This is a genomic window from Pseudomonas sp. BIC9C (genome assembly GCF_034541995.1).
Lineage (GTDB): Bacteria > Pseudomonadota > Gammaproteobacteria > Pseudomonadales > Pseudomonadaceae > Aquipseudomonas > Aquipseudomonas fluorescens_CC.
The window spans coordinates 1-12,266 of sequence record NZ_JAWDGM010000005.1 but is presented as its reverse complement, the minus strand read 5'-3'; the positions used below and the strand labels follow the sequence as shown (position 1 = coordinate 12,266).

The following is a 12,266-nucleotide window of genomic DNA, read 5'->3' as shown; positions in this document are numbered from 1 at the left end:
TGCCTATTCGCCCGGTCGGGATCACATAACTCAGGCCGCAACATAACCACCAAAATCGTCGCACACCAGCTTGCCTTTCCAGTCTTGCAGGAAGGCGCGGGCGTGTTCGCCCGAGCGGCTAGGGCTGAAGTCGTACACCACCGCGCGGATATCGGCAGAGGCGGTCGTCGCATAGGCCCAGACGTAGGCCCGATGGGTTTTCTTCGCGCCTGGCATGAGCACCTGTACCGGCGTTTCATCGGCGTGCACCACGTTGTGTCCAAGCACCACTTCGCGCAGAGCATCGACCAGCGGTTGCAGTTGCACACCGCAGGTGCCGACCCACTGCGCCAAGGTCGAGCGTGGGATAGCGAGGCCGGCCCGGCCAAAGATCTGTTCCTGACGGTACAGCGGCAAATGATCACCGTATTTGGCGATCATCACGTGGGCCAGCAGACCTGCCGTAGGGATGCCCTTGTCGATGATCTGCGCAGGAACCGGTGCCTGGATCAGGGTCTCGCAGTCATCACAGACCCACTTGCCACGGATGTGTTGTTCAACGGTGAACACGCCGGGCGTGTAGTCGAGTTTCTCGCTGACATCCTCGCCGATACGCTTGAGGGCGCAGCCGCATTGACAGTGAGTGTTGTCCGGTTCGTGATGGATCTGCGTGCGTGGAAACTCAGATGGCAAGGCTGTGCGTTTAGGTTTTTGCCGAGCCCCAGTCGGCGCTGGAGCGGGTTGCAACGCCTCAAGCTCAGCTTCGATGGCCGCGATGTCAGCGTCGATCAGGTCATCGAGCAGGCTGGCTTGATACGGGCCTAATTGCTCGCTGCGCTTGGCAAACTTGAAGCGCTTGAGCTGTGCGATCTCATGGGTCAGCCTGTCGTTGACCGTTTTGTAGTGATGGATCTGCTTGTCCATTGACTCGACTTTTTGATCGAGATTCTCGACACGCTGCATCAACTGCGCTGCGATAGCGCGCAGTTGTTCAGGGTTTAATTGGTCGAGATCAGGAAGCGAAGTCATGCCACCGATTTTGCCAGAGCAGGCCAACACCGGCGATAGGCTCATCGGACAATTGCACGGCGACGCTGGCCATAGCAGTGATTACATCAGGGTGATCGCACTGTTTTGCCCAACTCTTTGCCAGGGTAAACCCAGCACCAGGGCATGCAGTTGTTCGGCACCCAATTCCATCTGTGAGCCGTGTCGAGAGCCCGGCCAGAAGAACTTGCCTTGATGCAGGCGGCGCGCCGCCAGCCAGATACCCAACCCATCATGCACCAGCACTTTCATGCGATTGGCGCGGCGGTTGGCAAACAGATAAGCACAGTGCGGCTGCGCCGCACCGAACACGGCGACCACACGTGCCAGAGCGGTGTCGGTGCCGGCGCGCATGTCCATGGGTTCGGTGGCGAGCCAGATGGAGTCGATGCGGATCATCGCAACAGATCTCGAAGAAAGGTCGCGCACGCAGCCGCGCTGTCGGTTGGCCAATTCACTTTGACGGTACCGCGCGGGTGCTGGATTTCAACGCAGATGCTCAATGACGCAGCTTGTGACTCTGCTCCGGCCAGCGGCACGGGTAACGAAATAAACGCAGGTTGCAGCCCAGTGCTTTTCTGCGTTTGCAGCCGAATCCACTTGTGGACGAGGTTCGCATTGAGGCTGTGGCTCAGCGCGACGTTGGCAATCGAGGCGCCGGGTTGGGAGCACTCTTGAATAACCTGCGCCTTGAAGGATTGGGAATAGGAACGGCGTTGTGGCTGCATGAAAGACCCTCTTAAAAGGCTAGAAATGGTGTCCACTTAAATCAGGTGGACACCATCGCCTTTGGCGTGGGGGTCAGTAAGGTGTGTTGGCCGACCGGTTACCCGGATCGAATACGGCAACCTTGATATCCAGCTCGACCAGAGCGGCCAGGCCGTCGATGGATTTTCGGAAGTCCACGGGTTTGGGGTAGAGGTACACTTTTTCGACTTTGGCGTCGGGTCGCATCATGGTGGCTGGCTCCAGAAAGAAATCGGGAGCACAGCATTAGGCTTCAATTGGCGGTGTTGAATGTGTAGGTGATGGATCGCTTACGAAAGACGTAGTTCGGTCATGCGTTTATTCGGTATCCAGCCCCATATTTGCCGTTTTTACGTAGCTTGCGCCATATCCTTTTCAGATAGTGCTTTCTAGGAAGTGCTGGAGACCGGAAGGGTTTTCAGGATTAACGTTCTCCCTCTCACTTATACGTTGAAAGAGCGGTTGGGCTAACGCCTACGGTTAGGAGCATGCTCATGTCCCAGTCCGGTTCCATCCTTGCTACTACCAAGGTTACAGAAGCTTATTGGCGGGTAACCATCAGTAACCCGCCGATCAATCTCTACGATCCTCAGATGTTCGCTGACCTACGCTTATTCATCAATGCTGTAGAGCAGGATCCGTCTCTTAAAGTCGTCGTTTTCGACAGCGCGAACCCCGATTTTTTTATTGCTCATTACGATGTAGTCCGTGGCCAAGAGATACCGGACCGCCCCGGGAGCGCCCCCTTTACCGAATGGCCGGATTTTGTCACGCGATTGGCCCGGTCGCGTGTTGTCAGCGTCGCGTCAATACGAGGGCGTACGAGGGGGCATGGTAGTGAGTTAGCGCTGGCATGCGATATGCGATTTGCCAGTATAGAAAAGGCGGTCTTCGGCCAGATTGAAGTGGGCCTTGGTGTTTTGCCTGGTGGAGGAGCCATAGATTGGTTATCACGTCTTGCTGGCCGCTCGCGCACATTAGAGATCGTTTTGGGCGCAGATGATTTTGATGCGGTTACCGCCGAACGCTATGGGTGGATTAATAGGGCAATGCCTGATTCTGAGCTTGATGGTTTTGTCGATAGGTTTGCCAAGCGAGTTTCTAGCTTCGATAAGCAAGCACTCCAGCAGGCGAAACACTTGATCAACATGCGATCCAATGTAGTAACAGAGTCCGATTTACGTGATTCAAACCTTGCTTTCATCGAGTCGACTCAATGGAGTGGTATTCAACAGAAGGTGGCTCGCGCGCTCCAGCTTGGGTTGCAGCAACCGGGTGACTACGAATTGAATCTTGGGGCGCATCTTACTGATTTGAGTGAGCACACCAAATAATCCTGCTGACGAATACTTGTCCATCCTAGGACTGTGATCCTCACCAGTCGCTTGTCCGTCATACCTCTCATCCAGTCCGCAATTTGCCGGTTTTACGTAGTCCGCCTGTTGGCATTTCTGGATCATGCGTTCCTTCACAAGGTTTGGATGGTGCCTCATGGCTAAGCGCTCCCAGTGTTTTGATAGAACATACAATGCTGGGGAAATTGACGCGAAGACCCTACGTGCATTGAGCTGGCTAATACGTTCGAGGGACAGGGCATGCAACGGATAATTTGTTTGGTCGTGACTTCAGCGGTGAGCTTTCCTTTGTTCGCCCATGAGCCTGGGGGTATAGACAGCGCGAAAAGTCAGACAGATGCCGCGTTTGATCTGGTTCATACGCATATTTATCGCGACGGCAACAATCTCGTTTTTCAACAAATTGTCGGTGGCGTAGCAGGCAGCAGCACGCCTAAAGCCACTGGTAAATTTGCAGGCTCAGACGTGTATAGCTATGTCTGGCCAACCAGCTTGGATAGCGACGCCGTCGGGTTCGAGCCCAAGTCCGGGATCTTGGCGCTGGCGTTGACCTCCCACCCCGATTTTGACGACACCCCACAGCTGGATGAAAACAAGGATGGTAAAAAGGACAACGATGGTGGGTTATGGCATTCCCATTGGGTCGTCCTGACCAAGGAAGCCAGTTGCGGGCCCAGCGGACTCAAGGTTCGAGACGTTCCCAAAGATGCAAAGCCAAAGATGCCAGCCACATGGCCTGGCGTGCCGCTGTATATCGATTCTCCCGGCTACGGGCTCAAGGTTTCCAAAAACACCGTCACAATCCAAGTCCCTTTGGAGGCCGTCGGCTTTCCTGAAACCTTCAAGTACGACGGCGTCACGGCGGGGCTGAAGGTCAACGCGGACCTTCACGATCCGTTGCTGTGTGTAAGTTCGGTATGGGATGTCGCCTCGGGTGATCTTTCATTGCCGGCCACGTGGAACACCAAGGATAAGCCTTGAGTGATAACCCCGTTTTTTAACAGTTGCTGGGAGGTTCTAATGAGTGATGTCACTTATTCTCGCGAACGCACCGGTTTATTACTGGTGGATCCATACAACGACTTCCTCAGCGAAGGTGGCAAGCTCGCCGGGTTGGCCAAGGCGGTAGCTGATGAGGTCGACACGCTGAACAATTTGCGCCGGGTAGTCGCCACAGCTCGCACAGCAGGCTTACAAGTTTTTTACGTACCCCATCATCGTTCCACTCCAGAGGATTTCCAGGGGTGGAAGCATCCTAGTCCTTATCAGTTGGGAGCGGGCAAAGCACAGGTGTTTGCGGCGGGTAGCTGGGGAGGCGAATGGCACCCGGATTTCGTGCCGCAACCGAACGATGTTGTTGTAAAGGAACATTGGGGCGGCAGCGGCTTCGCAAACACGGATCTAGATTTCCAGCTCAAACAGCACGGCATCGATAAGGTCATCATCGTCGGAATGTTGGCCAATACCTGTATCGAGACGACTGCCAAATTTGCAGCAGAGTTGGGTTATCACGTCACGCTGGTTAAGGATGCAACCGCGGCGTTTTCCAAGGAAGCCATGACCGCCGCGCATTTGATCAATGGACCGACTTACGCGCATGCCATCGTTACCACTCGCGAATTGGCTGAGTTGCTTTAATCCCTTCAGAGGTCAATCTGATGAACGATAAAACGCTCACTCACGCTACCGGTGCACCGGTGGTCGACAATCTTAATAGCCAAACGGCCGGACCTCGCGGGCCCGCGTTGTTGCAGGATATCTGGCTGCTGGAAAAGTTGGCGCATTTCGATCGGGAAGTAATTCCCGAGCGGCGCATGCATGCCAAGGGCGCCGGCGCCTACGGCACCTTTACTGTCACCGCCGACGTCAGTCGTTATTGCAAGGCCAAGCTATTGGCCGAGGTCGGTAAGCAGACGCCAGTTTTTGTACGTTTTTCCACGGTAGCCGGAGAGCGAGGGGCGGCGGACGCCGAGCGGGATATTCGGGGTTTTGCGGTGAAGCTGTATACCGAGGAAGGCAACTGGGACATCGTGGGCAACAATACGCCAGTGTTCTTTTTTCGCGATCCCCTTCGGTTTTCCGACCTGAATCATGTGGTCAAGCGCGACCCGCGCACAGGGATGCGATCAGCGACTAACAACTGGGATTTCTGGACGCTCCTGCCCGAGGCATTGCACCAGGTGACGATCGTCATGAGTGATCGGGGCATTCCTTCCAGCTACCGGCACATGCACGGGTTCGGTAGTCATACGTTCAGCCTTATCAATGCACGGAACGAGCGAGTGTGGACCAAGTTTCATTTCGTGTGCCAACAAGCGATTACTAACCTGAGCGATAGCGAAGCGGCACAGGTCATTGGCAATGACCGCGAAAGCCACCTGCGGGATCTTTATGAATGCATCGAGCGCGGAGAATTTCCGAGCTGGAAATTGTGCATCCAGACCATGACTGAGGAGCAGGCGCGTGTGCATCGGCACAACCCGTTCGACTTGACCAAGGTCTGGCCCCATGCCGAATTTCCGCTTGAGGAAGTGGGCATTCTGCAATTGAACCGTAACCCCGAAAATCATTTTGCCGAAGTGGAGCAAGCCGCTTTTTCCCCAGCCAACATTGTTCCGGGAGTGAGTTTTTCACCTGACAAAATGCTCCAGGCGCGGCTGTTTTCTTATGGTGATGCGCAGCGATATCGTCTCGGCGTGAATTTCAATCATATACCGGTCAATGCGCCGAGGTGCCCGTTCCACAGCTATCACCGTGACGGGGCCATGCGCACCGATGGCAACCTCGGCTCGACATTGTCTTACTACCCCAACAGCTTCGGTGAGTGGGAAGACCATCGGGAATTACACGAGCCTGCTCTGGCGCTTGAAGGCGAGGCAGGACATTGGGATCAGAGCATCGTTGAGGACCATTTCGAGCAACCCGGCAATCTATTTCGTCTAATGACGCCGCTTCAACAACACCAGCTTTTCGAAAACACGGCGCGAGCGATGGGCGACGCGCCGGTGATGATCAAGCATCGACATATCGACAATTGCTCGAAAGCCGATCTGGCCTACGGTGCCGGTGTGGCGAAAGCGCTTGGCTTGAATCTGGTCGCGCAGGAGTTACAAACGACGAACTGAATCCGGGGCATCCAGTAGACCAGAAGGAATCAGGCATGCAGGCCACCCCATTTGGCAACCTGTCATCGGGAGAAAGAACATGAATAATGGTGATTCGAACAAAAAAGCACTGGTGGTCGTCGATATTCAGAACGACTACTTTCCAGGGGGCAGATGGGCCCTTTCCCATGTCGAGGACGCTGCCGCACATGCGGCGCGGGTCATTGACCGGTTCCGCGAACTGGGTGACCTAGTGGTTCATATCCGTCATGAGTTCAAGGACGAAAACGCGCCTTTTTTCCGCCCCGGCAGCGAGGGTGCTCAAATACACGATAGCGCGAAGAATCGTGAGGACGAGCCGGTGGTGCTCAAGCACTTCATCAATTCGTTTCGAGAGACCGAACTGAAAGCTATCCTCGACCGGCATGGGATCAACGAAGTGGTCGTAGTTGGAAACATGAGTCACATGTGTGTGGATGGCATGACCCGCGCTGCTGTAGATTTCGGCTACACCACGACGGTGTTGCACGATGCGTGCGCCACGCTAGATCTTGAGTTCAACGGGGTTAAAGTTCCTGCCGCGCACGTGCATGCGGCATTCATGGCGGCGCTGAGCTTCGGTTATGCACCAGTCATCTCAACCTCGGAGTACCTGAGCCGCTGAACCGTTGCACCGAGTGGGCAGAGGGACGGCGATGCGCGTTCATCTGCCTGCCGTTTTTGTAGTCTATGCTCATCGTCTGGACCGATTTGGCATGGAGGCTGCCTTCCACTGAGTGGGATGAGTGAGGTGGGCGATGCAGCTGATCTGCTCGGAGTTCGACGAATTCGAAGAGGCGTTGTACGGGGTGCAAGGTCGTTATGTGCTGCGCACGAGGCAGCAGCGCGATTGGCAACTCAACGTCGTTGACCTGAATGGCGTGGCACTCATGAGTGGCCGCGAGGGCGCCGGCACGGTGTATACCGGCATCGGCCTGCCAGGTTACTTCAACATCTTCCTACCGCTGACGGGACATGAGTCCACCTTGGTCGACGGCCATCCCTTCAACCGCCGACGAATCGGCTGGATGGTGCCCAATGCTATGTTTCACATCAATGCGAAAAGCCCCGCCAGTTGGCTGACGGTGGCGATGTCCTGCGAGTTAGTGCTCCGCTGGGCGTCGGTACGTGAAGATGAGTTCGACTTTTGCGTGTTGCATCGCAACCTTGTGAGCAACGCCCAGCGTAATCTCGGTCCATTGTTGTGGCTGGCACGACGTCTGTTCCACATCGAGGCCCAATCCCCCGAGGTTCTGCACAACGAGGAAACTGAGGAAGCCGCGCGCCGGGAGGTGATGGATGTGGTCTTCCGCATGCTGCTGCCCGTAGATCCGCTTCACGCCGCACCACGGCACCATCGCGATCACAAAGAGATACTCAAGCGTGCATTGGAGTTGCTGGATACGCTGGAGGTCCAGTCTGTTTACACTGAAGACATCTGTCAGGCCACCTGTGCCTCAGAGCGCACTGTACGCAATGTATTCAACGAGTACCTCGGCATGAGTCCTCATCGGTATTTGATGATTCGTCGCTTGCATGGGATTCGTGATGCCATCCGTCATGCTGGGCCTGACGATACGATCACTAGCATTTGCGCACGCTTTGGGGTCTGGGATTTTGGCCGTTTCGCCAGCCTGTACCGCCAGTATTTTGGAATGCTGCCGGCGCAATCGCTAAAGGCTTCGAAGGCGTTGTCGCATCCATGATGCTTAAGGCGTTCACAGCAGCGTCCGAATCAGGGTTTGGCGGGGGTATTCCCCGAACAGCCTCTGATAATCCGACGCCATTCGGCCACTGTCGGAAAAACCGAAGCGCGAGGCGATATCGCTGACGGATGTCGTGTTGGCGTTGGCTATCGACAGCGCGGCACGGACCAGATGCAGCCTGCGAATGTGCAAATAACGGTTCGGCCCCATACCGAACACCTCTTTGAAAATGGAGCGCAAAGTGCGTTCGCTAATGCTTGCATAGCGACACAATTCGGATAGGCGGATCGGTTTTTCTTCATACACATGCAGCAGATCCAGCACCTTGGCCACGTTTTCCTGGTGTTTGGCACCTTGCCATCCGGCTCGCATTTTTGGTCGGGATTCTAAGTGCTGGGCCGAGAGAGGGGGCTTCTGCATTTCAACCTGTCATTCAACTCATTTCAGGTCGGCTAAGGGTCTCTTAATTCTCCGCAATGAACTACGTAAAACAGGCAAAAACACTGAGCGTATTTATCAGCGAAGCTCCGATTCTAAATTGCCGTTTTTACGTAGCTCGGCCGCTTCTGCATTGGGATCATCGGTTGTATGTCATAGATGAATGTTCCACAAGGTCACTAATCATGAGCAGTCAGGTGTTAGCAAGCTCCACTCGCAGAAGCGTCATCCAAGCCCCCATTGAGAGTATCGATTTAAGCGAGTGGCTCTTCACGCTGAGCGATGAAGAGTACCAAGCCTGTTCGGTGGCCCACATTGCTGCTGGGGCAAGCCGACTCCTAGATGGTCGGCGCGTCTCCATCAATGTCGAGAAGCCTGGCGATACGCTGATGGTTCAACACTATGTGGAGGAGGTGACCGAGCGGCAGCGTTGTTTAGTGTCTTCATTGACTGACGCGTTTTCTCCGCTTGGGCGCACTAAGTGGGAGGTTTGCTGGGAGGTAAGCGTGAGTTCAATTGACGCGTCATCTTGCGAGTTCGTTAATCATTTTGAGGTCACCGCGACCGAGTCATTTTTAGCGCTTTTGCAAGCCAACAGCGTCCCCTTTGACGCTGTAACGAAAGTTGCTCAACAAAAGGCAGATGAACACAACGAAGAGGAAACGCCACTTTTCGCTGCCGACATCCAGGGGAAAGCGTTACGCGGAGTATGGATTTCGTAATGCCTGCTCCAGGCGGTCACAGCAATAACTGACTCATCCACATCCAACAAAACCGGCTAATCTCTCATTCGAGGGAATCATGACAAAGTCTCAAATAGATCAAGGCCGACGTCATCTCATCCTGAGTGCAGTGGTGTTGGCAGCGGCGCCCTTGCTACCCGATTTTTTCCAAGCGGACGCACAGGCATCTGAATCCAATCCACCTCAAGAAAACCATGGAGTCCATAAAACCATGAGTACTTTCACAACCAAAGATGGCGTGGAAATCTATTACAAGGACTGGGGCAAGGGCCCGGTCGTGGTGTTCAGCCATGGCTGGCCGCTGGATGCGGACAGTTGGGAGTCGCAGATGTATCACCTGGCCCTTAACGGCTTTCGTTGCATTGCGCATGACCGCCGTGGACATGGCCGCTCCAGCCAACCTTGGGATGGCAACGACATGGACCATTACGCCGACGACCTGGCGCAATTGCTCGATCACCTAGACGTAAAAGATGCCACGTTGTTTGGTTTCTCCACTGGCGGAGGTGAGGTGGCACGATACATTGGTCGTCATGGCACCAAGCGTGTGAAAAAAGCCGGCCTTATATCTTCCGTGCCTCCACTGATGGTTAAGACTGAGGCCAATCCCGGCGGCCTGCCCATCAAGGTCTTCGATGACATTCGCGAAGCCTTCTTGGCCAATAGATCACAGCTGTTCATCGACATCCCGAGCGGTCCATTCTTTGGCTACAACCGCCCTGGCGCGAAGCCATCGCAAGGAGTCATCAACGCTTGGTGGATGCAAGGCATGTTAGGTGGCCACAAGAATACATATGACAGCATAAAGGCATTTTCGGAAACTGATTTCACCCAGGATCTGAAGAAGTTCGATGTGCCAACGCTGATCATTCATGGTGATGACGATCAAATTGTACCTATCGATGCAGCTGGCCGTGCTTCGGCCAAACTGATCAAGAACAGCAAATTGATCGTCTACGAAGGCGCTCCTCATGGCATTACCGACACACACAAAGAACGGCTGAATGCCGACCTTCTGGCATTTGTGAAATCCTGAGACACATTTACCTGGAGCGGCCAGTAGTCCCTTCGCCGCGCCTTACGTGGAGGCAGTCTATGTTGGGTATTACACCTTTCGGCATGCTGCATACCGCCCTCGCCCTAGTAGCAGTGGCTGGAGCAATCGTTACGCTTCTGAGGCACGGCGAAATTAACTCTCGCACGCGTTCGGGTCGGATCTACGTGTGGTTCACCGTAGCGACCAGTATCACAGGGCTGTTTATCTTTCACCACGGAGGTTTTGGTGCTCCGCATATTCTGTCGATCACAACACTAGTCGTGTTGGCCATCGCCTATTTGGCCGAGACCCGCGCTAGCCAACGAGGCCTTTCCCGATACATTGCTGTGTTGGGTTACTCACTGACTTTCTTTTTCCACTTCATCCCCGGTCTCACTGAAACGGGAACGAGAGTACCCATGGGCCACCCAGTTTTTGCTGGTCCGGAGGACCCAACACTCAAGATGCTGGTCGGGGTTTGTTTCCTGATCTACCTGGCAGGCGCAGCCGTTCAAATTGTGAGTATCCGTAGGTCACACCGTCTAGCAAGTAACGCGTGACGCGTTTCGGCACGCCGAAACGCATTGTGGTGGGCGGCGCGACGAATGAAAAAGCGTGGCCGTGGCTAATGCTTTTCAACTAGCAAATCAGGCTGCTCAAGTTGATCGAGACTCCCTCCTAAACCCCCCGGCGACTGCTTTTGATGTCCGACCTTCAAGGATGAGATTTGATGGTATTGAACCGTAAGCGAACGGGCATTACAGGTTGCGCAACGGCATCCAGTTATGCGGCAACAACTCGTCGATCTCACTCGCCCGCTGCGTCGGTAGCCGGGCCAGGACGTCCTTCAGATAAGCATACGGATCATGCTCATTGAGCTTGGCCGACTGGATCAGGCTCATCAGCGCCGCCGCTCGTTGACCGCTGCGTAGCGATCCTGCGAAGAGCCAGTTCTTGCGTCCAAGAGCCCATGGCCGGATCTGTTGCTCGATGTGGTTGTTATCGATAGGAACCGCGCCGTCATCCAGATAATGTGACAACGCCGTCCAGCGTTTTAGGCTGTAATCCAGAGCTTTGGCGATGGCCACGCCATCATGCACCAGCTCGCGCTGGGCCATCATCCAGGCGTGCAGCATTTCCATCACGGGCACGGCTTTTTCTTGCCGTATTTGTCGCCGTAAATCGGGTTCCAGGTCGCGGATCTCACTTTCTATTTCGTATAGCAACTGGATATAGCGCAGGGCTTGCTCGGCCAGCTGGCTTTTATTCGTGGCGTGCAGATCGAAGAACTTGCGCCGCGCATGGGCCATGCAGCCGATTTCGGTGACACCGAGTGCAAAACTGGCCTTGTAACCGCCATTATGAGTTGCAAAACATAACGCTGGTTACAAGGCCAGCTTCGAACTCGGCGTGACCGAGATCGGCTGCATGGCCCATGCGCGGCGCAAGTTCTTCGAACTACACGCCACCAACAAGAGCATGCTCGCCGAGCAGGCCCTGCGCTATATCCAATTGTTGTACGAAATCGAAAGTGAAATACGCGACCTGGAGCCGGATATACGCCGCCAAATACGGCAAGAAAAAGCCGTAGCGGTGATGGATACGCTGCATGCCTGGATGATCGCCCAGCGTGAGCTGGTGCCCGAGGGTTCAGCTATCAGTAAAGCACTGGATTACAGCCTGAAACGCTGGGCAGCTCTGTCGCGCTACCTCGATGATGGAGCAGTACCCATTGACAACAATTGGGCCGAGAACCAGATCCGACCGTGGGCTCTTGGACGCAAGAACTGGCTCTTCGCAGGATCGCTACGCAGCGGCAAACGAGCGGCGGCGATCATGAGTTTGATCCAGTCTGCACGACTCAATGGGCATGATCCGTATGCTTATTTGAAAAACGTTCTCACGCGTCTACCGACGCAGCGGGCAAGTGAAATTGACAAATTGCTGCCGCATAGGTGGCAGCCAATCTAGCTAGTTACGCATGGCGTGATGCCCGTGTTTGTACAAATAAACCGGTGAGAAATATGATTAATATTCGTGAAGCTACTAAAGCCGACCTAGTGTGCTGTTCG

Annotated in this window: 12 protein-coding genes and 3 pseudogenes; 9 read left to right on the top strand and 6 right to left on the bottom strand. The window is 54.7% G+C overall.

Annotated features, from left to right (window positions below):
• Positions 1–33 precede the first annotated feature (33 nt).
• From tnpC (RS887_RS20845) to tnpB (RS887_RS20830), 4 genes and pseudogenes are all read right to left on the bottom strand, one after another.
• Positions 34–1,008, bottom strand: a pseudogene (tnpC, locus tag RS887_RS20845) (IS66 family transposase); the annotation flags it as partial.
• Positions 1,009–1,089: 81 nt separating this feature from the next.
• Positions 1,090–1,425 carry an IS66 family insertion sequence element accessory protein TnpB gene (gene tnpB / locus RS887_RS20840; RefSeq protein ID WP_322616843.1) on the bottom strand — a complete coding sequence of 112 codons (336 nt, stop codon included), beginning with the start codon at positions 1,423–1,425 and terminating at the stop codon, positions 1,090–1,092.
• Positions 1,422–1,754 carry an IS66-like element accessory protein TnpA gene (gene tnpA, locus RS887_RS20835; RefSeq protein WP_322616842.1) on the bottom strand — a complete coding sequence of 111 codons (333 nt, stop codon included), beginning with the start codon at positions 1,752–1,754 and terminating at the stop codon, positions 1,422–1,424. The genes tnpB (RS887_RS20840) and tnpA overlap by 4 nt, the downstream gene beginning before the upstream one ends.
• A 73-nt stretch (positions 1,755–1,827) precedes the next feature.
• On the bottom strand, positions 1,828–1,983 hold the full coding sequence (tnpB, locus tag RS887_RS20830; RefSeq protein ID WP_322616841.1) for an IS66 family insertion sequence element accessory protein TnpB: 156 nt from the start codon (positions 1,981–1,983) through the stop codon (positions 1,828–1,830).
• A 284-nt stretch (positions 1,984–2,267) separates the two neighbouring features.
• Here tnpB (RS887_RS20830) and RS887_RS20825 point away from each other — a divergent pair, with 284 nt between their 5' ends.
• The 6 genes from RS887_RS20825 (at position 2,268) to RS887_RS20800 (ending at position 7,977) form a co-directional block, all read left to right on the top strand.
• Entirely contained in the window at positions 2,268–3,107 is an 840-nt protein-coding gene (locus tag RS887_RS20825) for an enoyl-CoA hydratase/isomerase family protein (RefSeq protein ID WP_322616840.1), read from the top strand.
• 261 nt (positions 3,108–3,368) lie between these two features.
• Positions 3,369–4,109 carry a hypothetical protein gene (locus tag RS887_RS20820; RefSeq protein ID WP_322616839.1) on the top strand — a complete coding sequence of 247 codons (741 nt, stop codon included), beginning with the start codon at positions 3,369–3,371 and terminating at the stop codon, positions 4,107–4,109.
• 39 nt (positions 4,110–4,148) lie between these two features.
• Complete coding sequence (locus tag RS887_RS20815; RefSeq protein ID WP_322616838.1) at positions 4,149–4,766, top strand: isochorismatase family cysteine hydrolase; 618 nt, start codon at positions 4,149–4,151, stop codon at positions 4,764–4,766.
• Between the two features lie 20 nt (positions 4,767–4,786).
• The gene (locus RS887_RS20810) at positions 4,787–6,253 is read left to right on the top strand and encodes a catalase (RefSeq protein WP_322616837.1); all 1,467 of its coding nucleotides are present in this window, start codon (positions 4,787–4,789) and stop codon (positions 6,251–6,253) included.
• A 79-nt stretch (positions 6,254–6,332) separates the two neighbouring features.
• Positions 6,333–6,896, top strand: a complete 564-nt coding sequence (locus tag RS887_RS20805; RefSeq protein WP_322616836.1) for a cysteine hydrolase family protein — start codon at positions 6,333–6,335, stop codon at positions 6,894–6,896.
• A gap of 133 nt (positions 6,897–7,029) precedes the next feature.
• On the top strand, positions 7,030–7,977 hold the full coding sequence (locus RS887_RS20800) for a helix-turn-helix domain-containing protein (RefSeq protein ID WP_322616835.1): 948 nt from the start codon (positions 7,030–7,032) through the stop codon (positions 7,975–7,977).
• Between the two features lie 12 nt (positions 7,978–7,989).
• Here the strand turns inward: RS887_RS20800 and RS887_RS20795 are convergent, their stop codons facing one another.
• Positions 7,990–8,310 (bottom strand): helix-turn-helix transcriptional regulator, encoded by a 321-nt coding sequence (locus tag RS887_RS20795; RefSeq protein WP_322616834.1) that lies wholly within the window; start codon positions 8,308–8,310, stop codon positions 7,990–7,992.
• A 290-nt stretch (positions 8,311–8,600) separates the two neighbouring features.
• Between RS887_RS20795 and RS887_RS20790 the strand changes: the two genes are divergently transcribed.
• Positions 8,601–9,137 carry a hypothetical protein gene (locus tag RS887_RS20790; RefSeq protein WP_322616833.1) on the top strand — a complete coding sequence of 179 codons (537 nt, stop codon included), beginning with the start codon at positions 8,601–8,603 and terminating at the stop codon, positions 9,135–9,137.
• 232 nt (positions 9,138–9,369) lie between these two features.
• Positions 9,370–10,194, top strand: coding sequence for an alpha/beta hydrolase (locus tag RS887_RS20785; RefSeq protein WP_322617288.1), 825 nt, complete (start codon positions 9,370–9,372; stop codon positions 10,192–10,194).
• 758 nt (positions 10,195–10,952) lie between these two features.
• Here RS887_RS20785 and tnpC (RS887_RS20780) read toward each other — a convergent pair.
• Positions 10,953–11,549: pseudogene (gene tnpC, locus RS887_RS20780) on the bottom strand (IS66 family transposase); the annotation flags it as partial.
• 25 nt (positions 11,550–11,574) lie between these two features.
• On the opposite strand from tnpC (RS887_RS20780), the pseudogene tnpC (RS887_RS20775) reads away from it, so the two are divergent.
• A pseudogene (tnpC, locus tag RS887_RS20775) lies at positions 11,575–12,165 on the top strand (IS66 family transposase); the annotation flags it as partial.
• Positions 12,166–12,266 lie beyond the last annotated feature (101 nt).

What these genes read in the sequence shown, in the direction of transcription:
- RS887_RS20785 (WP_322617288.1), top strand. Translation starts at nt 9,370, where the DNA reads ATGAGTACTTTCACAACCAAAGATGGCGTGGAAATCTATTACAAGGAC.
- RS887_RS20805 (WP_322616836.1), top strand. Translation starts at nt 6,333, where the DNA reads ATGAATAATGGTGATTCGAACAAAAAAGCACTGGTGGTCGTCGATATT.
- tnpA (WP_322616842.1), bottom strand. Translation starts at nt 1,754, where the DNA reads ATGCAGCCACAACGCCGTTCCTATTCCCAATCCTTCAAGGCGCAGGTT.
- RS887_RS20815 (WP_322616838.1), top strand. Translation starts at nt 4,149, where the DNA reads ATGAGTGATGTCACTTATTCTCGCGAACGCACCGGTTTATTACTGGTG.
- RS887_RS20820 (WP_322616839.1), top strand. Translation starts at nt 3,369, where the DNA reads ATGCAACGGATAATTTGTTTGGTCGTGACTTCAGCGGTGAGCTTTCCT.
- tnpB (WP_322616843.1), bottom strand. Translation starts at nt 1,425, where the DNA reads ATGATCCGCATCGACTCCATCTGGCTCGCCACCGAACCCATGGACATG.
- RS887_RS20810 (WP_322616837.1), top strand. Translation starts at nt 4,787, where the DNA reads ATGAACGATAAAACGCTCACTCACGCTACCGGTGCACCGGTGGTCGAC.
- RS887_RS20800 (WP_322616835.1), top strand. Translation starts at nt 7,030, where the DNA reads ATGCAGCTGATCTGCTCGGAGTTCGACGAATTCGAAGAGGCGTTGTAC.
- RS887_RS20790 (WP_322616833.1), top strand. Translation starts at nt 8,601, where the DNA reads ATGAGCAGTCAGGTGTTAGCAAGCTCCACTCGCAGAAGCGTCATCCAA.
- tnpB (WP_322616841.1), bottom strand. Translation starts at nt 1,983, where the DNA reads ATGATGCGACCCGACGCCAAAGTCGAAAAAGTGTACCTCTACCCCAAA.
- RS887_RS20825 (WP_322616840.1), top strand. Translation starts at nt 2,268, where the DNA reads ATGTCCCAGTCCGGTTCCATCCTTGCTACTACCAAGGTTACAGAAGCT.